Origin of the sequence: Variovorax sucrosi (genome assembly GCF_051216635.1) — a bacterium.
Classification (GTDB): domain Bacteria; phylum Pseudomonadota; class Gammaproteobacteria; order Burkholderiales; family Burkholderiaceae_C; genus Variovorax.
Genome location: NZ_JBPJZU010000004.1, coordinates 292,745 through 313,838, shown reverse-complemented (window position 1 = coordinate 313,838; position 21,094 = coordinate 292,745). Strand labels below are relative to the sequence as shown.

Here is a 21,094-nt window from a genome sequence, read left to right as displayed (position 1 = left end):
TCAGCCCGGTTTCTGCGCCCCGTCGCAGCGCACCTCGACATGCTCGATGGCGTCGAGCGTGTCGCCGATGCGCGCCGCGCTGAGGCAGCCGCCCCAGACGCAGCCGGTGTCGGTCGAGATCAGGCCCGGCCGTGCGATCCAGCCCAGCGTCGACCAGTGACCGAAGGCGATGGTCGCGGCGGCCGCGCGGCGGTCCGGCACGTCGAACCACGGCATGTAGCCGGCGGGCGGCGCGTCGGCACTGTCCTTGGTGTCGAAGTCCATCACGCCATCGGCGGTGCAGAAACGCAGCCGCGTCAGGCCGTTGACGATGGCGCGCAGCCGCGCAGTGCCGATGAGCGCGTCGTTCCATTGCGCGGGCTCGTTGCCGTACATCGTGCGCACGAATTCGCCGAGCGTCGGGCCGCGCAGCACCGACTCGACCTCGGCCGCCAGCACCAGCGTCTCGCCGATGCTCCATTGCGGCAGCACGCCGGCATGCACCATCAGCAGATCGCGCCCGCCGACGGTCTGATGCAGCGCCATCGACTGCTGACGCAGCCAGTCGATCAGCGCGTCGCGGTCGGGCGCGTCGAGGACGCCGTCGAGCGTGTCCTTGCGCCCGGACTTGCGGGCGCCGTGCGCCACGCCCAGCAGGTGCAGGTCGTGGTTGCCCAGCAGGCTGCGCGCCGCGCCGCCCAGCCGCTGCATGCGGCGCAGCACGCCGGCCGAATCGGGCCCGCGGTTGACGAGGTCGCCGAGCAGCACGAGCGTGTCGCGGCTCGGGGAGAAGTCGATGTGGTCGAGCAGGTGCTGCAGGGCGTCGTCGCAGCCCTGCACGTCACCGATCAAGTAAAGTGCCATGTTCCCATTCTCTCCCCCGTTCATGGATGTCTTCTTGCTGGCCTTGCTGACCACGCTCAACGCGTTGTTCGCAATGTCCGAAATGGCCCTTTCCACCAGCCGTCGCGCGCGCCTCGCGGCGTTGGCCGAAACGGGGGACACCGGCGCCGAAGCTGCGCTCAAGCTGATGGAGGACCCCACCCAGTTCCTGTCGAGCGTTCAGATCGGCATCACCTCCATCGGCATGCTCAGCGGCATCGTGGGCGAGGCCGCCTTCGCGGCGCCTCTGGCGGTGTGGATGGAAGGCGCGGGCATGGGCGCAGGCAGTGCGAGCGTGGCGTCCACCGCCATCGTGGTGACCTGCATCACCTTCTTCACCATCCTCTTCGGCGAGCTGGTGCCCAAGCGCATCGGCCAGCTGTATCCGGAGCCGGTGGCGCGCTTCGTGTCGCGGCCGATGCGCGCGCTGGCGACCGGGACCAAGCCTTTCGTGCTGCTGCTGTCGGGCGCCACCGCGATGATGCTCAAGCTGCTGCGCATCGATTCCAACGCAGCGCGCACGGTGACCGAAGAGGAAATTTCCGCCAGCCTGGAGGAGGGCGTCGATGCCGGCGTCATCGAGATGCACGAGCACCAGATGGTGCGCAACGTGTTCCACCTCGACGACCGCCGCCTCAGTTCGCTGATGGTGCCGCGGGCCGACATCGAGTGGCTGGATGCCACCGACACCGTCGCATCGAGCCTGCAGAAGGTGGCGGCGGCCGGTGCGTTGAACCTGGTGCATTCGTGGTACCCGGTGTGTCGCAATTCGCTCGACGACGTGCTCGGTGTCATCAGCGTTGCGCACCTGCTGCGGCTGGGGCCGCAGCACGAGGGCACGATCGACAGCGTGGCGCAACCCGCGCTGTTCGTGCCCGAGACGCTGACGGGCATGGAACTGCTGGAGCAGTTCCGGGTGCGCGGCGGGCGTCTGGTCTTCGTGGTCGACGAGTACGGCGTGGTGCAGGGCCTGATGACGCCGCGCGACATGCTCGAAGCCATCACCGGCGAACTGCAGCCCAACGCCACGACCGACGCCTGGGCGCGCCAGTGCGAGGACGGCGCCTGGGAGCTCGACGGCCTGATGCCGGTGTCGGAGTTGCGTGCGCGCCTCGGCATCCGGGAACTGCCCGAGGAAGAGCGCGGCCGCTACAACACCGTGGCCGGTCTGCTCATGGCGGTGTCGGGCCAGTTGCCCGCCGTCGGCGAGCGCATCGAATGCGCGGGCTGGATCTTCGAGGTCGTCGCGCTCGACGGCCGCCGCATCGACCGCGTGGTGGCGCATCCGGGCGCTGAGCCCGACCGTGCATGACCCCGAGTTCCAGTCCCTGAAGGGCCAGGCCCGTCGAGTGCCCCCACGCGCCGTGTGAACGGCGTTGACAAGGGGGTCGTGAGGTTGAATAGAATGAGAATCTTTCTCATTCCACAATCTCATGACGATGCCAGCCACTTCGCCGTTCGGCCGCCGCTCGGCCGTTTCCCTTGCGTTCGGCCTCCTGGCCGTGCAGGCCGCAGCCCAGACCCTTCCCGAAGTGCGCGTCGACGCGAGCGCGGAAAGCGAATCCGCGACCTCGCCGGTGGTGGGTTACCGCGCGAAGAACGCCGTCACGGCGACCAAGACCGACACGCCGCTGTCGGAGACGCCCCAGGCCGTCACCGTCGTCACGCGCGACCAGCTCGTCGACCAGGGCGCCACCAGCCTGCAGGACGCGCTGGGTTACGCCGCGGGCGTGCGCTCCGATGCCTACGGGCTCGACGCGCGGACCGACTCCGTGCGCATCCGCGGCAGCGAACCGAGCGTCTACCTCGACGGCCTGCGCCAGGCTTACGGCTACTACACCAGCACGACCCGCACCGAGCCCTACGCCCTCGAGCGCCTGGAAGTCCTGCGCGGTCCGGCCGGCATGCTCTTCGGCTCGGGCACGGCCGCCGGTGTGCTCAACATGGTGAGCAAGCGGCCCTTGACCGAGACGCAGCGCGAGGTCGGCGTGCAGTTCGGCAACTGGGGCCGCAAGCAGATCCAGGCCGACCTGACCGGTGCGCTGACGGCCGACGGCGACTGGTCCTACCGACTCGTCGCGCTGCAGCGCAAGTCGGACACGCAGGTCGATCACGTGCCCGACGACCGCAGCCTGCTCGCACCATCGCTCACCTGGCGCCCGAGCGCCGCCACCTCGCTCACCTTGCAGGCCATGTACCAGAAGGACAAGAGCGGGACGAGCTCGCAGTTCCTGCCCTGGGAAGGCACGATTTTGTCGAACCCGAACGGCCGCATTCCCTCGAGCCGTTTCATCGGTGAGCCCAGCGACTACTACGACAGCGAGCGCAAGAGTTTCGGCTGGCTGTTCGAACACAAGTTCAACGACGCCTGGACCGTGCGCCAAAACTTCCGCGTCGCGCACAACGAGAACGACAACCGCTACGCGTACGGCGACTTCTTCACCATCACGGGCGGTTGGGGCCAGGACCCGGTGAACAAGCGCCTGCTCGGCCGCATCACCGACAGCTCGCTCACACGCAACCGCATCGCCACGGTCGACAACCACCTCGAAGGCCACTTCACCACGGGCGACGTCCAGCACACCCTGCTGGTCGGTGCCGATTTCTCGCGCCAGCGCGAGAACGTGTCGGGCGGCTACGACGTGAGTGTGATCGACGCCTACGCGCCGGTGTACGGCAACCTCGTCGACCCCGAGCGCTTCGCGCTGCCGCGCACCACGCAGCGCAACAGCGGCCTGTACCTGCAGGACCAGATCAAGTGGAACCACTGGATCTTCCTGGCCGGCCTGCGCCACGACCGCGCCGTGTCGGGCGTGGAGGGCAGCGAGGACGAGAAGACCAGCGCCAACACCCAACGCTTCGCCGTGATGTATGCGATGCCTTCGGGTTGGTCGCCCTACGTGAGCTACACCGAGTCGTTCACGCCGCAGTCGGCCCGCATGGGCCAGAGCTTCAGGCCGCTGCGCGGCGAACAGTGGGAGGCCGGCATCAAGTACGAGCCCAAGGCGCGTGCCATGGCCTTCAGTGCGGCGGTCTACGACCTGCGCGAGAAGAACCAGATCGTCGAGCCGGAGCCCAACACCTTCAACCAACTGGGCGAGACCCGGAACAAGGGCGTCGAACTCGAAGCCAAGGGCTCGATCAGCCGCGACCTGGACGTCATCGCGCACTACAACTTCATCGACCTCGATGCGCAGATCGAAGGCATGCCGAAGCACCAGGCCAGCCTGTGGACCAAGTACCGCTTCGCCATCGCCGGCCTGCCGGGCTTCTCGGCCGGCGCGGGCGTGCGCTACATGGGCAACTTCCGAGACACGTCCTTCGGCGGTTACGGCCCTCGCATCCCGAGCGTCGCATTGCTCGACTTCGTGCTGGCCTACGAAACCGCCCAATGGCGCTATGCGCTGAACATCAACAACGCGACCGACAAGGTGTACTTCAGCACCTGCCTGTCTCGTGGCGACTGCTGGTACGGCAAGGGCCGTGAAGTGGTCGCGAGCGCGACCTATCGCTTCTGACCGCCGCCCCCTGAAGAAATCAAAAGACGAACACCACGATGAACAGCCGAAAGATCAAGACCTGGGCCTGGGTCCACAAATGGAGCAGCCTGGTCTGCATCGTGTTCATGCTGCTGCTGTGCATCACGGGGCTGCCGCTGATCTTCCATCACGAGATCGGCCACCTGCTGGGCACCGAGGTCGAGGCGCCGAAGATGCCGGCGAACACGCCGCGTGCCAGCCTCGACCGCGTGCTCGAGGTCGCCAAGTCGAAGCATCCCGACCGCGTGGTGCAGTTCGTCTCGCAGCCCGAGGACGACGACGGCCTGTGGTTCGTCACGCTCACGCCGACGCCCGCGCCCACCGACGACTTCAAGTCGGTGGCGGTCGATGCGCGCACGGCCGAGGTGCTGGCGCAGCCCAAGTTCGACGAAGGCTTCATGTACGTGATGTTCAAGCTGCACGTCGACCTGTTCGCCGGCCTGCCGGGCAAGCTCTTCCTCGGTTTCATGGGCCTGCTGCTGCTGGTGGCCATCGTTTCGGGCGTGGTGCTGTATTCGCCCTTCATGCGCAAGCTCGACTTCGGTACGGTGCGCCGCGACAAGCGTCCACGCCTGAAGTGGCTCGACCTGCACAACCTGCTGGGCGTCGTGACGCTGGTGTGGGCCTTCGTGGTCGGCGGCACCGGGATGATCAACACCTGGGCCGACCTGGTGATCAAGTACTGGCAGTACGACCAGCTCAGCGCACTGCTGGCGCCGTACCAAGGCCAGCCGGTCACGCCCGTGGCCGAGCGGGGTTCGGTGCAGAAGTCGCTCGATGCGGCCTATGCGCAGTCACCCAAGAGCAAGCTGTCGTTCATCGCCTTCCCCGGCACGGCCTTCTCGAGCCCGCACCACACCACGGTGTTCCTCAAAGGCAACGAGCCCTTCACCTCGAAGCTGCTGCAGCCGGTGCTGGTGGACGCGAAGACCACCGAGGTCACGGCCGCGCCCAAGCTGCCCTGGTACCTGACGGCCTTGCTGGTGTCGCAGCCGCTGCACTTCGGCGACTACGGCGGCATGCCGATGCAGATCCTGTGGGCGCTGCTCGACATCGCCACCATCATCGTGCTGGGCAGCGGGCTGTACCTGTGGCTCAAGCGCGGCAACAGCGTGCCCGTGCCGAAGGCAAAGGCGGAGGCGGGCGTTGCGAGTGGTGCCGCCGGCGCGCAGCCGGTCGCCGCGATGACGGAGGCCCGCCCATGAAGCCGCGCCATACCTTCTGGCGCCTGTGGGGCTGGCCGCTGGTGATGGGCCTGCTCACCACCGTGGGCCTGATCTCCGCGCTGTTCAGCGACGGTGGCGGCGGGGACATGCTGGCGTGGTTCACGCTCGGCATCCCTGTCGCGGTGTGCGCCTGGTTCGGCTGGCGGCGCTCACCCTAGCGACACGCCGGCGCGGGGTCTCAGTCGACCTTGATGTTCGCCGCCTTGATCACCTGCGCCCACTTCTCGACCTCCGCCTTCTGAAACGCGGCGATCTGCGTGGTGGACATGTCGGCGGGCTCCATGCCGAAGCCCTTCATCTTCTCCTGCATCTCGGGCTGCGCGAGGATCGTGCGGATCTCGGTGTGCAAGCGCTCGACGACCGGCGCCGGTGTGCCGGCGGGCACGAAGATGGCTTGCCAGGACACCACCTCGAAATCACCCAGGCCCTTGACGCCGGATTCGGCCACCGTGGGGACGTTCGGCATCGACGCCAGGCGCTTGGCCGAGGTCACGGCAATGGCGCGCAGCTTGCCGCTCTGGATGTGCGGCCCCGCCACCACGGTGGTGTCGAACATCATGTCGACCTGGCCGCCGATCACGTCCTGAATCGCCGGACCGCTGCCCTTGTAGGGCACGTGCGTGAATTTCACGCCCGACTTGTAGGCCAGCAGTTCCATCGACAGATGCTGCGAGGTGCCGGTGCCGGCCGAGGCCGACGAGAGGCCGCCGGGCTTGGTCTTGCTCGCCTCGAGCACGTCCTTGAGCGTCTTGTAGGGGCTCGCGGCGTTGACGACCAGCACGACCGGGTTGGTGCCGATCAGCGTCACCGGCGCGAAGGACTTGATCGGGTCGTAGCCGATCTTCGGATACAGGCTCACATTGATCGCGTGCGAGCTGACGGTGCCGCCCAGCATGGTGAAGCCGTCGGGTGCTGCGCGCGAGGCGATCTCCGAGCCGACGCTGCCGCCGGCACCGCCGCGGTTGTCGATGACGACGCTGGTGCCGAGCACCGCGCCCAGCTTCTGGCTGATGAGGCGGCCGAGTACGTCGGTGGTGCCGCCGGCCGGGAAGGGCACCAGGTAGGTGATGGCCTTGCCGGTGGGCCAGGTGCCCTGCGCGAAGGTGGGCAGGGCGCTGGCGGCGAGGCCGGCGATGGCGGTCTGGATCAGGGTGCGGCGTTGCATGGTGGTCTCCGTGGATGCGTATTGGGGATGCGAAGCCGGGCTCAGGGCTTCAGGTTGAGCTTGGCGATCAGCGCCTTGAAGTAGGCGTTGTCCTTGGCCAGCGTCTCCTTGAAGACGGTGCCGTCGGTGTAGACGTAGCCCAGGTTCTGCTTGTCCATCACCTCGTGCATGAGCGGCTCGGCCGCCGTCTTGGCCGTGATTTCGCGCAGGCGCGCCATCACCTCGGGTGGCGTGTTCTTCGGCGCGCCCAGCCCACGCCAGGTGCCGATGGAGAGGTCGATGCCGCGCTCCTTGGCGGTGGGCACCTTCTCGAAGCCCTTCACGCGCTTGTCGGCCATCACCATCAGCACCTTCAATTTGCCGCCTTGCACATGCGTCGTCACTTCGGCCGGGCTGACCGCGACCGCTTCGATGTGGCCGCCAAGCAGTGCCAGTACCGCGGGCGCGGCGCCCTGGAAGGGGATGTGGCTGAATTTGGTGCCGGTCTTGTCTTCGAGCGCGGCGGCAGCCAGGTGCCAGATCGAGCCGTTGCCCGAATTGCCCACGCGAACGCCCTCTGGCGACTTCTTCGCCGCGGCGAGGAATTCCTCGACGGTGTTCCAGGGCGCGTCGGCCTTCACCGTGATTGCGGCCGGATCGGCGTTGAGCTGGGCGATCGGCTGGAAATCGTCGTAGTTGAACTTCGCCAGGCCCAGGTGCGGCAGCGTCAGCAATTCCACCGTGAGCACCGCCAGCTTGTAGCCATCGGGCTTGGCATTGATGACCTCGGTCCAGCCGATGGCGCCACCGGCGCCCGGCCGGTTGACGATCACGATGCTCTGGTCGATGTGCTTGCGGCTGGCCTCGGCAAAGGCACGTGCCAGGCCATCGGTGCCGCCGCCCGGCTGGTAGGGCACCAGCAGTTCGATGCTGCGGTTCGGAAAGTTGCTGCTCTGGGCGGAAGCGGCCGGTGCGAGGCCCATCGCCAGCGTGGTGGCGATCGACAGCGCAGCAGCGCCGCGCAGGAATGCTTTTCTCATGAATCTTTGTCTCTTTTATAGGTCTTGAACAGGAGGAAGGGCGAGCGATTCGCAGCGCCGGGTCAGGGCATGTACTGACCTCCGTTCACCTCGATCACCTGGCCGGTGACGTAGCCCGACAGTTGCTTCGAGGCGAGATAGAGGAAGGCGCCGGTGCAGTCGTCTGGTTCGCCGATCCGGCCCATCGGAATCGAGGCCCTGAAGGATTCGAGCAGGGCCGGTGTCGAGAAACGGTCCTGAAAAGGTGTCAGGATCACGCCGGGCGCCACCGCATTGACGCGGATGCCGTCGGGCGCGAGTTCCTTCGCAAGGCCGTGCGTCGCGGTGCTGACGAAGCCCTTCGAGCCGGCATACAGGTAGGCGCCGGGACCGCCGCCGGTTCGTGCGGCGACCGACGACACGTTGATGATGCAGCCGCCGTTGCCACGCTCGCGCATGAGCGGCACCACCTCGCGGCAGAAAGCCAGCGTCGAGCGGGCATTGATGTGCATCACCTCGTCGAAGAGCGCGTCGTCGAACTCGGCGATCGGCACCCGCTTGACCAGGCTGCCTGCGTTGTTGACCAGCACATCGATGCCGCCCAGCCGCGCACGCGTCTCGCGCACGATGCGGCTGATGGCCGCGGTGTCGCGCACGTCGCCCTGGATGGCGAAGGCGTCGCCGCCGGCCTTCACGATCGTGTCGACGACCGTTTGTGCCGGCCCGGCCGACTGGTTGTAGTGCACCGCGACGCGCATGCCGCGGGCGGCGTAGGCGATGGCCACCGCGGCACCGATGCCGGTGCTGGCACCGGTGACGAGTGCGGTTTTTCCTTGAAGGTCTTCCATCGTTGTGTTCCTTGATTCAGGTCACGGGGGCTGGGTTGAACAGCACCAGCGCGTTGTGCAGCTTCCAGTGCTCGGCCCAGGTCTTCTTGCGGCCGCTGGCCACCTCGAGCATGAGCCGGAACATCTCCCAGCCCACGTCCTCGATGCTCACCTCGCCCTCGGCGATTCGGCCCGCGTTGATGTCCATCAGGTCGTGCCAACGGCGCGCCAGGTCGCTGCGCGTCGCCACCTTGATGACCGGCACCTCGGCCAGCCCGTAAGGCGTGCCGCGGCCCGTAGTGAAGACATGCAGGTTCATGCCCGCGGCCAGCTGCAGCGTGCCGCAGATGAAGTCGCTGGCCGGGGTGGCGGCGTAGAGCAGGCCCTTCTGCTTCGCCTTCTCGCCCGGCGAGACCACGCCGGAAATCGGCGCGCTGCCGCTCTTGACGATCGAGCCCATGGCCTTCTCGACGATGTTCGAGAGGCCGCCCTTCTTGTTGCCGGGCGTGGTGTTGGCGCTGCGGTCGACGCGGCCCTTGTCGAGGTAGGCGTCGTACCAGGCCATCTCGCGGATCATCGCTTCGGCCACGGCCGGCGTGGTGGCGCGCGCAGTCAGCTGGTCGATGCCGTCGCGCACCTCGGTCACTTCCGAGAACATGACGGTGGCGCCGGCGCGCACCAGCAGGTCGGTGCAGAAGCCGACGGCCGGGTTGGCGGTCACGCCCGAGAAGGCGTCGCTGCCGCCGCACTGCACGCCGACCACCAGCTCGCTGGCGGGCACCGTCTCGCGCTGGCGCGCGTTGAGGCGTTCGAGGTGTTCCTCGGCCTGCGTCATGATCGAATCGATCATCGACATGAAGCCGACGTGCGCGTCGTCCTGCAGGCAGACCACGTCGAGCAGGCTCTCGGCGCTGGCACCGACGTCGGCCACGTTGCGCTCGTCGACCAGGGGGATCGAACCCGGCGGCAGCAGGCGCTCGGGTTGAAGCTTTTCACAGCCCAGGCTGATCACCATCACCTCGCCGCCGAAGTTCGGGTTGAGGCTGATGTTGCGCAGCGTGCGGATCGGGATGATCGCGTCGGGTGCATCGATGGCCACGCCGCAGCCGTAGCTGTGCGACAGGCCCACCACGTCGTCGACGTTCGGGTACTTGGGCAGCAGCTCGGCCTTGATGCGTTGCACCGCGAAGTCGACCACGCCGGCCACGCACTGCACCGTCTGCGTGATGGCCAGGATGTTGCGCGTGCCCACCGAGCCGTCGAGGTTGCGGTAGCCCTCGAAGGTGTAGCCCTCCAGCGGCGGCATCTCGGGTGCTTGCACGGTGGCGATCGGCAGGCCTTCGAGCCCGCGCGCCGCGGGCATCTGCAGCAGGCGCTCGTGGACCCAGCTGCCGGCCGGAATCGGCTTCAGCGCATAGCCGATCGGCACGTTGTAGCGGCGCACCACGCCGCCTTCGGGAATGTCTTCGAGCGCGACCTTGTGCGCCTGCGGCACCTTGTCGACCAGGGCGAGGCCGGAAGCGAGCACGGTGCCGGCCGGCAGGCCACCGTCGTTCGCGACGATGGCGACGTTGTCGGCCGCATGCATGCGGATGGTGTGGGGCGCGAGGGCGTGGGGCGCGTTCATGGTCTTGGCGATTCGGGAGGCGGCATGCGGGAGGTCAAGGCAGGTCGACGATCTCGACCCAGTTCGGGTTCTTGCCCGCCGGCACGCGCGTGGGCGTGCCGGGCAACCCGGTCGCGGGATCGATCGGGTGCAGCGAGACGCTGTGCGACTCCTGCCCCGCGGCAATCAGGAAGCGGCCGGAGGCGTCGATGGCGAAGCCGCGCGGCGTCTTCTCGGTCGGCACCTGGCCCAGCGGCTCGAGCTGGCCGGTGGCCGCGTCGACGCGGAAGCTCGACAGCGTGCTCGACGTGCGCTCCGACGCATACAGCGTGCGGCCGTCGGGCGACAGGTGCAGGTCGGCGGCCCAGGGCTTGCCGGTGAAGCCCGCGGGCAGCGTGGTGGTGCGTTGAATGGCACGCAGCGTGCCGCGGGTGGCGTCGTAGGCCATCACATGCACACCGGCGCCGAGCTCGTCGAGCACATACATGTAGCGCTGCGCCTTGTCCCAGACGAAGTGGCGCGGGCCGGACTTCTCGGGCGTCACCGGGGTCAGCGGCGGGTCGTTGGCGCTGAGCCGACCGGTCTCGGCGTCGAAGCGCCAGCTCGAGAGGTTGTCGCCGCCCAGGCTGGTGGCGAAGACGTAGCGGTTGGCGGCGTCCGCGTGGATCGCGTGGGCATTCGGTGCGGTCGCGATGAGCTGCTGTACGGCGCCCACGGCCCCGTCCTTGCCGATGCTGTTGACCGTGATCTTGTGGCCGCCGTAGGAGGCCGCGAACAGCCAGCGCCCGGTGGCGTCGGTGTCGATGTTGGCCATGCTGTCGGCCAGCGGCGCCTCGCCCAGCTTGCGCAGCTTGCCGCTGGCCGGGTCGATGGCCAGGCTCACAACGCGGAAGGGCTGCGAGCGCAGCGCGACATAGAGAACGCGCTTGTCGGGCGAGAAGGCCATCGGCATGGCCATGCCGCCGAGGGGCACCGTCTCGACCGGCGTGAGCGTGGCGGCCGCGCGGTCGAGCGCGAACACCGACACGTCCTGGCTGTCGGCGTTGGACACGTAGACCCAGGTGGCCGCCGATGCAGCACCGTTCAGCAGCAGGAGCGCTGCACCGATGGCGGCTGCGATCCTGCGCAGCGACACGTTTCGATGAATAGACACCATGTTCGCACTCCTTGATTCAGGGTTACTTCACCGACATGAAGAGGCCAGGCAGCCAGGTCGAGAAGGCCGGCACGAAGGTCACCAGGCCGAGCGCGAAGATCAGCGCGCCGTAGAAGGGCCAGATGGTCTTCATCACCGTGCCGACCGACACGCCACCGATGGCGCAACCCACGAACTGCGTGGTGCCGACCGGCGGGGTGTTCAGGCCGAGCGCGCAATTGATCAGCATCACGATGCCGAACTGCACCGAGGTCATGCCGTACTGCTGCGCGATCGGCAGGAAGATCGGCGTGCACAGCAAGATCGTCGCGGCCATGTCCAGGAAGGTGCCGAGCACGAACAGGATGACGTTGATCATGAGGAAGATCATCCAGGGCGTGCTGGTGATCTGCGACAGCATCTGCCCGGTGAGTTCGGCCACGCCGTACAGGCTGATGAGGTAGCCGAAGGTGCTCGAGATGCCGATCAGCAGCAGGATCACGCCGGTGGTGCGCACCGCCTTCGAGGCCGCTTTCACGAAGTGTTCCCACTTCAGCGTGCGGTACAGGAAGATCGTCAATGCCAGCGCATAGAGCACCGCCACGGCCGCCGATTCGGTCGCGGTGAAGATGCCCGAGAGAATCCCGCCGAGGATCAGCACGACGATGAACAGGCCCGGCAGCGCCGCGGCGAAGGAGCGCGCCACGATGGCCCAGCCCGGGAAGGTGCCGGCGGGGTAACCGCGCTTCACCGCCACCAGGTAGGCGGCCGTGAGGTTGCTGATGGTGAGGATCAACGCCGGCAGCAGGGCGGCCAGGATCAGCGCCGCGATCGACACCTTGCCGCCTGCGGCGAGCGAATAGATGATCAGGTTGTGGCTGGTCGGCATCAGCGCGCCGACGAGGGCCGCGTGGGTCGTCACGTTGACGGCGTAGTCCGCGTGGTAGCCCTCTTTCTTCATCATCGGAATCATCACGGCGCCCATGGCCGAGACGTCGGCCACCGGCGAGCCCGAGACGCCGCCGAACAGCGTGCAGGCCACCACGTTCGACATGCCCAGGCCGCCGCGGACGTGGCCGACCAGGTTGCGCGCGAAGTCGACGATGCGGTCGGCGATGCCGCCATAGAGCATCAGCTCACCCGCGAAGATGAAGAAGGGAATCGCCAGAAACGAGAAGATGCCCATGCCGGACGTCATCTGCTGGAAGCCGACCGCCAGCGGCAGGCCTTCGTAGGCGAGGGTGGCGAGCGCGGAGAGGCCGATCGAGAACGCCACCGGCACGCCCAGCAGCAGGAAGAGCGTGAACGACACGCACAGGATCAACAGAGGAATGGTCATTGGCTTCAGCCCCAGGCGGGTTCGACTTCGCGGCCTTGGGCCAAAGCGATGATGTGTTCGATCGAGAACATGACGATCAGCACGCCGGAGATGGCGGCTGGCACGTACTTCCAGCCCTCCGAAATCCACAGCGTGGGCAGGCGGTAGTCCCACACCGATTCGGCGAGCGACGCGCAGTTCCAGGCCATCGTGGCGCCGAAGATCAGGATCAGTGCATGGATGAGGTATTCCATCTTCAGGCGCAGCCAGTCGGGCGCCAGAACGAGGAAGGATTCGAGCCCGATGTGGCCCGCGTCGCGCACGCCGACGGCAACGCCGAACATCGTGACGTAGATGACCAGCAGCAGCGCCAGGCTCTCGGCCCAGGTGGGCGTGTTGTTCATGACGTAGCGGCCGAACACCTGCCAGCTCACGGCGCAGATCACTGCGACGAGTCCGAAGATGCCCAGCCACATGCAGGCACGCGCGAGCGTGCGGCAAAGTTTGGTGTACATAACTTTCGATGCGAAAAAGAGAGCGCCGCTCTGTTCGTTAAACACCGCGGGTCCGGCTCCGCCGGCCCGCTGGTGTTGCCCCCGGTAGGGGGTTGGCCAAGCGACACGAAGTGCGCGAAGCCTGGGGGGCGAGCTTTATTTGGTGTCCTGGACCCGCTTGACGAGGTCCTTGAGCTTCGCGTCGGTGATGAACTTGTCGTACACCGGCTTCATCGCGGCCTGGAACGGCGCCTTGTCGACGTCGATGATCTCCGCGCCGCCGGCCTTGACGGTGGCGAGCGACTTGATCTCGCGGGCTTCCCATTGCTTGCGCATGTAGGGCACCGATTCCTTGGCAGCCTGACGGACCCAGCCCTGTTCCTGCGGCGTGAGCTTGTCCCACACGCGCTTGGAGAACAGGAGCATTTCAGGTGCCATCGAGTGCTCGGTCTTGCTGTAGTACTTCGCCACTTCGAAGGCGCGCGCGCTTTCGTAGGTCGGGTAGTTGTTCTCGGCGGCGTCGATCAGGCCGGTCTTCAGGCCGGTGTAGACCTCGCCCATGGGCATCGGCGTGGCGTTGGCACCCATGGCTTCGAGCATCGACACCCACAGGTCGGACTGCTGCACGCGGACCTTCAGGCCCTTCATGTCGGCGAAGCTGCGCACCGGCTTCTTGGCGGTGAACATCGAGCGCGCGCCGCTGTCGTAATAGGCCAGGCCGACGAAGCCCTGCTTTTCGCAGCTCTTCAAGATCTCTTCGCCGATCGGGCCGTCCAGCACCTTGTGCAGGTGGTCGACCGAGCGGAACAGGAAGGGCATGGTTGGTACCTGCGTCTCGGCGCAGATGTTGTTCATCGGCGCGATGTTCACGCGGACCATCGACAGGGCGCCGATCTTGGTCTGCTCGATGGTGTCCTTCTCGTTACCCAGGGCGCTGTTGTTGAAGACCTTGATGGTGTGCTTGCCGCCTGACAGTTCTTTCAGGCGCTCGCCCATGAACTTGACCGCGGTCACGGTCGGGTAGTCGTCGGGATGGATGTCGGCGGAGCGGAACTCGGTCGCCTGGGCGCCGAAGCCGGTCAGTGCGGCGGTGGCACAGGCGGCCAGCGCGATCAGTGTGCGTTGCAGTCTCATTTGTCTTCCTCTACGGGTGGTGGTTGTCGAAATTTGCAGAAATCAGAATTGGCAGGCCGGCTCGGCGATGCCCTGGACGCCGGGCCGCAACGCGAACACGCCGCCGGCCAGCGGCTGGTCGGACAGGTCGCCGCCCGGTCGGATCGATGTGACGTAGAGCGTGTCGAGCTGCGGGCCACCGAAGGCGCACATGGCCGGCTTCTTGACCGGCACTTCGAGCGATTGGTCGAGCCGACCGTCGGGTGTGAAGCGGTGCACCAGACCGGCATCGTTGCCGCAGATCCAGTAGCAGCCGTCAACGTCGACCGCGGCACCGTCGGGCCGGCCCGGCAGCGGCTTCATGTCGACGAAGAGGCGCCGGTTGTGCGGCGTGCCGGTGGCGGTGTCGTAGTCGAAGGCCCAGATGGCCTGCACGTCGGGGTGTGAGTCCGACAGGTACATGGTGCGGCCGTCGGGGCTGAAGGCCATGCCGTTGGGCACGATCATCTCGTCGAACTGGACGCGCAGCGCGGCTTCCTCGTTCACATCGCTCTGGTAGCGGTAGACACGTCCGACGGTGCGGGCTGCCGCCATGTCCATGAGCATCGTGCCGGCCCAGAAGCGGCCCTGGCGGTCGCAGCGGCCGTCGTTGAAGCGCATGCCGTGCGCGGCATGGGCAACGCGTGCGATGGGCGTCGCGGCCAGGGTGCCGTCGTCCTTCGTGGCAATGGCGAAGAGGCCGCTTTCCATCCCGGCGATCCACTGGCCGGGATGGCCGGCACGGGGCGCGACGCAGGCGAGCATTTCGTCGCCGGTCCATGCGGTGTGGGCGCCGGTGGCCGGCACATGGCGGTGCAATTGCTTTGCCGGAATGTCGACCCAGTAGAGCGCCTGTTCTGCCGCCAGCCAGACCGGGCTTTCGCCGGTGCCGTTGCGCGCATCGAGAATGAGTTCGGCTTGCATGGTGCGCGCCGCCGGCTCAGTCGCCGAAGGGGCCCTGAGCGGTGAACGCACCGCCCTGGTAGATCGCGTTCGGGTCGGTCGGCACCACGGGTGGCTGCTGCTCCACCTTGTCGCGGAAGACCTCCGAACTGTCCTGCGGCACGAAGCCCAGATGGGCGGCCGCGCTGTTGTCCCACCAGACGTCGCGGTTGGCCGACATGCCGTAGACCACCGTGTGCTTCACGTCCGGCGTGAACAGCGACTTCTCGATCAGCGTCGTCAGGTCGCGGTAGCTCAGCCAGGTGCTCATCATCCGGCGGTTGAGCGGCTCGGGGAAGGACGAGCCGATGCGGACGCTGACCGTTTCGATGCCGTAGCGATCGAAATAGAACTGGGCCACGTCTTCACCGAAGGACTTCGACAGGCCGTAGTAGCCATCGGGCCGGCGCGCGGCGCTGGCGTCGATGTGCTCGTCCTGCTTGTAGAAGCCGATCACATGGTTGGAGCTGGCGAACACCACGCGCTTCACGCCATGGCGGCGGGCGGCTTCGTAGAGATGGAAGATGCCCTTGATGTTGGCTTCGAGGATTTCCTCGAAAGGGCGTTCCACCGACACACCGCCCAGATGCACGATGGCGTCGCAGCCGGCGACGAGGGCATCGACGGCCTGCTTGTCTGCCAGATCGCAGGGCAACACTTCTTCGCGCGGTCCCGCGGCCGGCGCCATGCTGCCGATGTCCGACAGCCGGATCACTTCGGCGTAAGGTTGCAGCCGTTCGCGAAGCACCTTGCCCAGCCCGCCGGCGGCGCCGGTGAGCAGCAGGCGATGGACACGCAGCGACGACGGGGAGGGCTGCGGGGTGGCAGCGGGGGCGGAAGCACTCATCGGAACCTGTCTCAGGTAAGTTATCTGTTGTCGTACAACTTCTCGGAAGATTATCATCAGCGCATGGCTCGCCTGTCAACAGAAGTTCCCACCATGCCCGAAGCGCCCGCATCCGTGGCTTATGCGGCCCGTCCGCGGCCGCGGGGGCGAGGCTTGGCGCACAGCCTGGTCGACGACTTCGGCGTGCGCATTCGCGATGGTGTCCTGCGCCCGGGCGACAAGCTGCCGACCGAATCCGAAATCATGCAGGCCTTCGGCGTGAGCCGCACGGTGGTGCGCGAGGCGCTGTCGAAGCTGCAGGCCGCCGGCCTGGTCGAGACCCACCACGGCGTGGGCACCTTCGTGCTGCAGCAGCGCGCCAGCGGCGTGTTCCGGCTGGACGCCGGCGACATCGCCACCTCGGTCGATGTGCTGGCCGTGCTCGAACTGCGCATCAGCCTCGAAACCGAGTCGGCCGGGTTGGCCGCCACCCGCCGCACCGAAGAGCAGCTGCAGGCGATGCGCCAGGCGCTGGACGACTTCGAGAGCAACGTCGCAGTGGCCGGGGACACGGTGGCGCCGGACTTCCGCTTCCATCTGCAGATCGCGCAGTCCACCGGCAACCCGTACTTCGCGGACATCATGAGCCACCTGGGCACCACGATCATCCCGCGCACCCGCATCAATGCCATCCGCACCGCCGATCGCAGCGGCGCCTACCTCAGCCGCGTCAATCGCGAGCACGAGGAGATCTATGCGGCGATTGCCCGGCGCGACGCCGAATCGGCCCGCGCGGCAATGCGCATCCATCTGACCAACAGCCGAGAACGCCTGCGGCTGGCGCAAGAGGCGGCGCGGCGCGCGGACCAAGCGGCCGACGAGGCGGCCCGCGGCTGACTTTCTGACGGGGGAATGCTGGACAAGTCATTCCTTGAGTTGTACGATGACTGATCACTTCGCTGCTTGCGGGTGAGATCGCCTTTCAAAACAACGGAGATGCCTATGTCTATTGCTCGCCGCCGACTCGTCGGCTCCGCCTGCCTCGCCACGCTCGCGCTCGCCGCGCCTCTGGCCGCCATGGCCCAGGCTGCCTGGCAGCCGACCAAGCCCATCAAGATCATCGTGCCGTACCCGCCGGGTGGTTCGTCGGACATCATTGCCCGCGCCATCAGCCAGTCGCTGTCGGAAGCATTCAAGCAGCCCGTGATCGTGGAGAACAAGCCGGGTGCCAACGGCAATCTCGGTGCCGACTTCGTCGCCAAGTCGAACCCCGACGGCTACACGCTGCTGCTGTGCGACGTCGGTGCACTCGCGATCAGCCCGTCGGTCTACACCAAGCTGCCCTTCGACCCGTCCAAGGACCTGCGCGGCGTGACCATGCTGGCGTACTCGCCGCATCTGCTGGTGGTGCATCCGTCGGTGAAGGCGAACAACCTCAAGGAACTCATCGCGCTGTCGAAGACCGGTGATCTGAACTTCGCCGTGACTGCCACCGGCAGTGCGCCGCACCTGGCCGGCGTGGCGCTCGAACGCGCCAGCGGCGCCAAGTGGACCTACGTGCCGTACAAGGGCGGCGTCCAGGCGATCCAGGACACGGTCGCCGGCCAGACGCAGATCCTGATGAACGGCATGCTCGCCACGCTGCCGCAGGTGCAGGGCGGCAAGCTGAAGGTGCTGGCCGTCTCGAAGGGCACGCGCATGCCGCTGATCGGCGACGTGCCGACCATCGCCGAGCAAGGCGTTCCGGGCTTCGAGTCGGGCACCTGGCAAGGCGTGCGCGTGGCCAAGGGCACGCCCGACGCGATCGTGCAGCGCCTGAACAAGGAACTGATCACCGTCATCCGCGCGGCCGACATCCGTTCGCGCCTCGCAGGGCAGGGCGCCGAAGTGGTGACCATGGCACCGGCCGAGGAAGAGCAGTTCTTCAACAAGGAACGCGCGCGCTGGGCCAAGGTCGTCACCGACGCCAACATCAAGCTGGATTGACCGGCTTCCTCTTTTTCTCTCTCAATTCACAGGACGTGTGATGAATCCCCAAGAACTCAAATCCATCATGGGCTCCGGCCTGCTGTCGTTCCCGCTGACCGACTTCGACGCCAACGGCGACTTCAACAAGAAGAGCTACGAGCAGCGTCTCGAATGGCTCGCCCCGTACGGCGCGAGCGCACTGTTCGCGGCAGGCGGCACCGGCGAATTCTTCTCGCTGACCGGCGCGGAATACCCCGGCATCATCAAGACCGCGGTCGACACCTGCCGCGGCGTGGTGCCGATCATTGCCGGCACCGGCGGCCCGACGCGCTTCGCCATCGAGTGCGCCCAGGCTGCCGAAAAGGCCGGCGCGCACGGCATCCTGCTGCTGCCGCACTACCTGACCGAAGCCGGCCAGGAAGGCCTGGCCGCGCACGTCGAGGCGGTCTGCAAGAGCGTGGACTTCGGCGTGATCATCTACAACCGCGGCTCGACGCGCTTCAAGCCCGAGACGCTGGCTGGCCTGGCCGAACGCAACCCGAACCTGGTGGGCTTCAAGGACGGCATCGGCGACATCGAGACCATGGTCGCGATCTACCAGCGCATGGGCGACCGCTTCGCCTACCTGGGCGGCCTGCCCACGGCCGAGGTCTACGCCGCCGCCTACAAGGCGATGGGCACGCCGGTGTACTCGTCGGCCGTCTTCAACTTCATCCCGAAGACCGCGGTGCAGTTCTACGAAGCCGTGCGCGACGACGACATGGCCACGCAGCACCGCCTGCTCAAGGACTTCTTCATGCCGTACCTGGAGCTGCGCAACCGCATGCAGGGCTATGCGGTGAGCATCGTGAAGGCGGGCGCCAAGATCGTCGGCCACGACGCCGGCCCGGTGCGCCCGCCGCTGACGGACCTGAAGCCCGACGAGATGGAAATGCTCAAGGCGCTGATCGACAAGCTCGGCCCGCAGTAAGCAAGCAGGCAGCACGAAGATTTCACAACAACAGGAGACAAGAAAATGCTGAAGACACTGATCCTCATCGCTGCCGCCGCCGTGGCACTCGCTGGCTGCGCCGGCATGTCGCGCGGCAGCCATGCGGCCGATGCGCCGGCCGTGGCGGCTGCCGCCGAGAAGCTGCGCCTGGCGATGATCGACCCGACGCCGGAGGCGCTCAATGCGCTGGTGGCCGACGATCTCAGCTACGGCCATTCGGGCGGCAAGGTCGACACCAAGGCCAGCTTCATCGGCGACCTGATGGACCGCAAGTCGGACTTCGTGACGATCGCGATCACCGACCAGACCATCAAGCTGGTCGACAACGTGGCGATCGTGCGCCACACGCTCACCGCCGACACCAACGATTCGGGCAAGCCCGGCAAGGTCAGCATCAAGATCCTGGGCGTCTGGCAGAAGCAGGGCGCCGACTGGAAGCTGCTGGCCCGCCAGGCGGTGCGCCCGCCGCAATGAGCCGCGCCGGCCGACAGGCCGACGCGTTAACCTAGGCGAACCCTTTCCTCACAGGCCGAAGCGCAGGCGCTTCGGCTTTCTCACTTCTCAGCACAAGGAATCGACATGCAACAACACGACAACCTGATCGGCGGCGAATGGAAGAAGGGCAACAGCTACAGCCCCAACCTGAACCCGTCCAACCTGGGCGACACCATCGCCGAGTACGCACAGGGCGACGCCAGCCAGGTCGATGCCGCCGTGGCTGCCGCCACCGCCGCCTTTCCCGCCTGGGCCACCGGCAGCATCCAGGCGCGCTCCGACGCGCTGGACAAGATCGGCACCGAGATCCTCGCGCGCCGCGAAGAGCTGGGCACGCTGCTGTCGCGTGAAGAAGGCAAGACCAAGGCAGAGGGCATCGGCGAAGCCACCCGCGCCGGCCAGATCTTCAAGTTCTTCGCCGGCGAATGCCTGCGCCTGTCGGGCGAGATCATTCCGTCGGTGCGCCCGAACATCGGCGTCGAGATCACGCGCGAGCCGGTCGGTGTCGTCGGGCTGATCACGCCGTGGAACTTCCCGATCGCGATTCCCGCCTGGAAGATCGCGCCGGCGCTGGCCTTCGGCAACTGCGTGGTGCTCAAGCCCGCCGACCTGGTGCCGGGCTCGGCCTGGGCGCTGGCCGAGATCATCAGCCGCTCGGGCATTCCGGCCGGCGTCTTCAACCTGGTGATGGGCCGCGGCAGCTTGATCGGCAATGCGATGGTCGAGCACCCCGGCATCCATGCGATCAGCTTCACCGGCTCGGTCGGCGTTGGCCGCAACATCGCGGTGCAGTGCGTGAAGAGCCACAAGAAGGTGCAGCTCGAGATGGGCGGCAAGAACCCGCAGGTCATCCTGGACGACGCCGACCTGGCGCAGGCGGTGGAGCTGAGCGTGCAGAGTGCTTTCTATTCGACCGGCCAGCGTTGCACCGCGTCGAGCCGCCTGATCGTGACCGACGGCATCTACCCGAAGTTCATCGAGGCGATGAAGGTCCGCATGGAGAAGATCAAGGTCGGCGACGCACTGGCGGCCGGCACCGACGTCGGTCCGGTCTCGAGCCAGAGCCAGCTCGACCAGGACCTGGAGTACGTGCAGATCGGCCAGAACGAGGGTGGCACGCTGGCCGCCGGCGGCCAGCGCCTGAAGCTCGACACCGACGGTTTCTACATGTCGCCGGCGCTGCTGGTCGACACCGACAAGACGGCCCGCATCAACCGCGAAGAGGTGTTCGGCCCGGTGGCCAGCGTGATCCGCGTGAAGGACTACGAAGAAGCGCTCGCCACGGCCAACGACACCGAGTTCGGCCTGTCGGCCGGCATCGCGACCACCAGCCTGAAGTACGCGACCCACTTCAAGCGCCACAGCCAGGCCGGCATGGTGATGGTCAACCTGCCGACCGCGGGCGTGGACTACCACGTGCCCTTCGGCGGTCGCAAGGGCTCCAGCTACGGCCCGCGCGAGCAGGGCAAGTACGCGCAGGAGTTCTTCACCACGGTGAAGACGGCCTACACGCTGGCCTGAGCGCGTTCGCGCTTCGCCCGACGCCCGCCG

The 21,094-nt window shown here is 67.0% G+C and carries 20 protein-coding genes; 9 read left to right on the top strand and 11 right to left on the bottom strand.

The window, feature by feature from the left end:
- Positions 1-843 carry a symmetrical bis(5'-nucleosyl)-tetraphosphatase gene (locus ACSFBE_RS10325; protein WP_435490281.1) on the bottom strand — a complete coding sequence of 281 codons (843 nt, stop codon included), beginning with the start codon at positions 841-843 and terminating at the stop codon, positions 1-3.
- Positions 844-865: 22 nt separating this feature from the next.
- Between ACSFBE_RS10325 and ACSFBE_RS10320 the strand changes: the two genes are divergently transcribed.
- The 4 genes from ACSFBE_RS10320 to ACSFBE_RS10305 all read left to right on the top strand — a co-directional run bounded on the left by ACSFBE_RS10320 (position 866) and on the right by ACSFBE_RS10305 (position 5,784).
- Positions 866-2,173, top strand: coding sequence for a hemolysin family protein (locus tag ACSFBE_RS10320; protein WP_435490280.1), 1,308 nt, complete (start codon positions 866-868; stop codon positions 2,171-2,173).
- A gap of 121 nt (positions 2,174-2,294) precedes the next feature.
- Complete coding sequence (locus ACSFBE_RS10315; RefSeq protein ID WP_435490279.1) at positions 2,295-4,379, top strand: TonB-dependent siderophore receptor; 2,085 nt, start codon at positions 2,295-2,297, stop codon at positions 4,377-4,379.
- A 38-nt stretch (positions 4,380-4,417) separates the two neighbouring features.
- Positions 4,418-5,605, top strand: a complete 1,188-nt coding sequence (locus tag ACSFBE_RS10310; RefSeq protein WP_435490278.1) for a PepSY-associated TM helix domain-containing protein — start codon at positions 4,418-4,420, stop codon at positions 5,603-5,605.
- Complete coding sequence (locus tag ACSFBE_RS10305; RefSeq protein ID WP_435490277.1) at positions 5,602-5,784, top strand: hypothetical protein; 183 nt, start codon at positions 5,602-5,604, stop codon at positions 5,782-5,784. Before ACSFBE_RS10310 ends, ACSFBE_RS10305 begins: the two co-directional genes overlap by 4 nt.
- Before the next feature lie 20 nt (positions 5,785-5,804).
- Here the strand turns inward: ACSFBE_RS10305 and ACSFBE_RS10300 are convergent, their stop codons facing one another.
- The 10 genes from ACSFBE_RS10300 to ACSFBE_RS10255 form a co-directional block, all read right to left on the bottom strand.
- Positions 5,805-6,791, bottom strand: a complete 987-nt coding sequence (locus ACSFBE_RS10300) for a Bug family tripartite tricarboxylate transporter substrate binding protein (protein WP_435490276.1) — start codon at positions 6,789-6,791, stop codon at positions 5,805-5,807.
- A 41-nt stretch (positions 6,792-6,832) separates the two neighbouring features.
- Positions 6,833-7,810, bottom strand: coding sequence for a Bug family tripartite tricarboxylate transporter substrate binding protein (locus ACSFBE_RS10295; protein WP_435490275.1), 978 nt, complete (start codon positions 7,808-7,810; stop codon positions 6,833-6,835).
- A gap of 62 nt (positions 7,811-7,872) precedes the next feature.
- The gene (locus ACSFBE_RS10290) at positions 7,873-8,637 is read right to left on the bottom strand and encodes an SDR family NAD(P)-dependent oxidoreductase (protein WP_435490274.1); all 765 of its coding nucleotides are present in this window, start codon (positions 8,635-8,637) and stop codon (positions 7,873-7,875) included.
- 16 nt (positions 8,638-8,653) lie between these two features.
- Positions 8,654-10,243: a galactarate dehydratase gene (gene garD, locus ACSFBE_RS10285; RefSeq protein WP_435490273.1), complete on the bottom strand. Its 1,590-nt coding sequence runs from the start codon at positions 10,241-10,243 to the stop codon at positions 8,654-8,656.
- Positions 10,244-10,277: 34 nt separating this feature from the next.
- Positions 10,278-11,378, bottom strand: coding sequence for a lactonase family protein (locus ACSFBE_RS10280; protein WP_435490272.1), 1,101 nt, complete (start codon positions 11,376-11,378; stop codon positions 10,278-10,280).
- Between the two features lie 22 nt (positions 11,379-11,400).
- Entirely contained in the window at positions 11,401-12,696 is a 1,296-nt protein-coding gene (locus tag ACSFBE_RS10275; RefSeq protein WP_435490271.1) for a TRAP transporter large permease, read from the bottom strand.
- A 5-nt stretch (positions 12,697-12,701) separates the two neighbouring features.
- Positions 12,702-13,190 (bottom strand): TRAP transporter small permease, encoded by a 489-nt coding sequence (locus ACSFBE_RS10270; protein WP_435490270.1) that lies wholly within the window; start codon positions 13,188-13,190, stop codon positions 12,702-12,704.
- A gap of 135 nt (positions 13,191-13,325) precedes the next feature.
- Entirely contained in the window at positions 13,326-14,303 is a 978-nt protein-coding gene (locus tag ACSFBE_RS10265) for a TRAP transporter substrate-binding protein (RefSeq protein ID WP_435490269.1), read from the bottom strand.
- 42 nt (positions 14,304-14,345) lie between these two features.
- Positions 14,346-15,245, bottom strand: a complete 900-nt coding sequence (locus ACSFBE_RS10260) for an SMP-30/gluconolactonase/LRE family protein (RefSeq protein ID WP_435490268.1) — start codon at positions 15,243-15,245, stop codon at positions 14,346-14,348.
- A 16-nt stretch (positions 15,246-15,261) separates the two neighbouring features.
- A complete protein-coding gene (locus ACSFBE_RS10255; protein WP_435490267.1) occupies positions 15,262-16,110 on the bottom strand; it encodes an NAD-dependent epimerase/dehydratase family protein in 849 nt (282 codons plus the stop codon).
- A gap of 93 nt (positions 16,111-16,203) precedes the next feature.
- Between ACSFBE_RS10255 and ACSFBE_RS10250 the strand changes: the two genes are divergently transcribed.
- The 5 genes from ACSFBE_RS10250 (at position 16,204) to ACSFBE_RS10230 (ending at position 21,064) form a co-directional block, all read left to right on the top strand.
- Positions 16,204-16,986: a FadR/GntR family transcriptional regulator gene (locus ACSFBE_RS10250; protein WP_435490266.1), complete on the top strand. Its 783-nt coding sequence runs from the start codon at positions 16,204-16,206 to the stop codon at positions 16,984-16,986.
- Between the two features lie 105 nt (positions 16,987-17,091).
- Positions 17,092-18,075 (top strand): Bug family tripartite tricarboxylate transporter substrate binding protein, encoded by a 984-nt coding sequence (locus ACSFBE_RS10245; protein ID WP_435490265.1) that lies wholly within the window; start codon positions 17,092-17,094, stop codon positions 18,073-18,075.
- A 40-nt stretch (positions 18,076-18,115) separates the two neighbouring features.
- On the top strand, positions 18,116-19,027 hold the full coding sequence (kdgD, locus tag ACSFBE_RS10240) for a 5-dehydro-4-deoxyglucarate dehydratase (protein WP_435490041.1): 912 nt from the start codon (positions 18,116-18,118) through the stop codon (positions 19,025-19,027).
- A gap of 45 nt (positions 19,028-19,072) precedes the next feature.
- Positions 19,073-19,522: a nuclear transport factor 2 family protein gene (locus tag ACSFBE_RS10235; protein ID WP_435490264.1), complete on the top strand. Its 450-nt coding sequence runs from the start codon at positions 19,073-19,075 to the stop codon at positions 19,520-19,522.
- A gap of 105 nt (positions 19,523-19,627) precedes the next feature.
- Positions 19,628-21,064 (top strand): aldehyde dehydrogenase family protein, encoded by a 1,437-nt coding sequence (locus ACSFBE_RS10230; RefSeq protein WP_435490263.1) that lies wholly within the window; start codon positions 19,628-19,630, stop codon positions 21,062-21,064.
- The last annotated feature ends 30 nt before the right edge of the window (positions 21,065-21,094 follow it).

What these genes read in the sequence shown, in the direction of transcription:
- ACSFBE_RS10325 (WP_435490281.1), bottom strand. Translation starts at nt 843, where the DNA reads ATGGCACTTTACTTGATCGGTGACGTGCAGGGCTGCGACGACGCCCTG.
- ACSFBE_RS10320 (WP_435490280.1), top strand. Translation starts at nt 866, where the DNA reads ATGGATGTCTTCTTGCTGGCCTTGCTGACCACGCTCAACGCGTTGTTC.
- ACSFBE_RS10315 (WP_435490279.1), top strand. Translation starts at nt 2,295, where the DNA reads ATGACGATGCCAGCCACTTCGCCGTTCGGCCGCCGCTCGGCCGTTTCC.
- ACSFBE_RS10310 (WP_435490278.1), top strand. Translation starts at nt 4,418, where the DNA reads ATGAACAGCCGAAAGATCAAGACCTGGGCCTGGGTCCACAAATGGAGC.
- ACSFBE_RS10305 (WP_435490277.1), top strand. Translation starts at nt 5,602, where the DNA reads ATGAAGCCGCGCCATACCTTCTGGCGCCTGTGGGGCTGGCCGCTGGTG.
- ACSFBE_RS10300 (WP_435490276.1), bottom strand. Translation starts at nt 6,791, where the DNA reads ATGCAACGCCGCACCCTGATCCAGACCGCCATCGCCGGCCTCGCCGCC.
- ACSFBE_RS10295 (WP_435490275.1), bottom strand. Translation starts at nt 7,810, where the DNA reads ATGAGAAAAGCATTCCTGCGCGGCGCTGCTGCGCTGTCGATCGCCACC.
- ACSFBE_RS10290 (WP_435490274.1), bottom strand. Translation starts at nt 8,637, where the DNA reads ATGGAAGACCTTCAAGGAAAAACCGCACTCGTCACCGGTGCCAGCACC.
- garD (WP_435490273.1), bottom strand. Translation starts at nt 10,243, where the DNA reads ATGAACGCGCCCCACGCCCTCGCGCCCCACACCATCCGCATGCATGCG.
- ACSFBE_RS10280 (WP_435490272.1), bottom strand. Translation starts at nt 11,378, where the DNA reads ATGGTGTCTATTCATCGAAACGTGTCGCTGCGCAGGATCGCAGCCGCC.
- ACSFBE_RS10275 (WP_435490271.1), bottom strand. Translation starts at nt 12,696, where the DNA reads ATGACCATTCCTCTGTTGATCCTGTGCGTGTCGTTCACGCTCTTCCTG.
- ACSFBE_RS10270 (WP_435490270.1), bottom strand. Translation starts at nt 13,190, where the DNA reads ATGTACACCAAACTTTGCCGCACGCTCGCGCGTGCCTGCATGTGGCTG.
- ACSFBE_RS10265 (WP_435490269.1), bottom strand. Translation starts at nt 14,303, where the DNA reads ATGAGACTGCAACGCACACTGATCGCGCTGGCCGCCTGTGCCACCGCC.
- ACSFBE_RS10260 (WP_435490268.1), bottom strand. Translation starts at nt 15,245, where the DNA reads ATGCAAGCCGAACTCATTCTCGATGCGCGCAACGGCACCGGCGAAAGC.
- ACSFBE_RS10255 (WP_435490267.1), bottom strand. Translation starts at nt 16,110, where the DNA reads ATGAGTGCTTCCGCCCCCGCTGCCACCCCGCAGCCCTCCCCGTCGTCG.
- ACSFBE_RS10250 (WP_435490266.1), top strand. Translation starts at nt 16,204, where the DNA reads ATGCCCGAAGCGCCCGCATCCGTGGCTTATGCGGCCCGTCCGCGGCCG.
- ACSFBE_RS10245 (WP_435490265.1), top strand. Translation starts at nt 17,092, where the DNA reads ATGTCTATTGCTCGCCGCCGACTCGTCGGCTCCGCCTGCCTCGCCACG.
- kdgD (WP_435490041.1), top strand. Translation starts at nt 18,116, where the DNA reads ATGAATCCCCAAGAACTCAAATCCATCATGGGCTCCGGCCTGCTGTCG.
- ACSFBE_RS10235 (WP_435490264.1), top strand. Translation starts at nt 19,073, where the DNA reads ATGCTGAAGACACTGATCCTCATCGCTGCCGCCGCCGTGGCACTCGCT.
- ACSFBE_RS10230 (WP_435490263.1), top strand. Translation starts at nt 19,628, where the DNA reads ATGCAACAACACGACAACCTGATCGGCGGCGAATGGAAGAAGGGCAAC.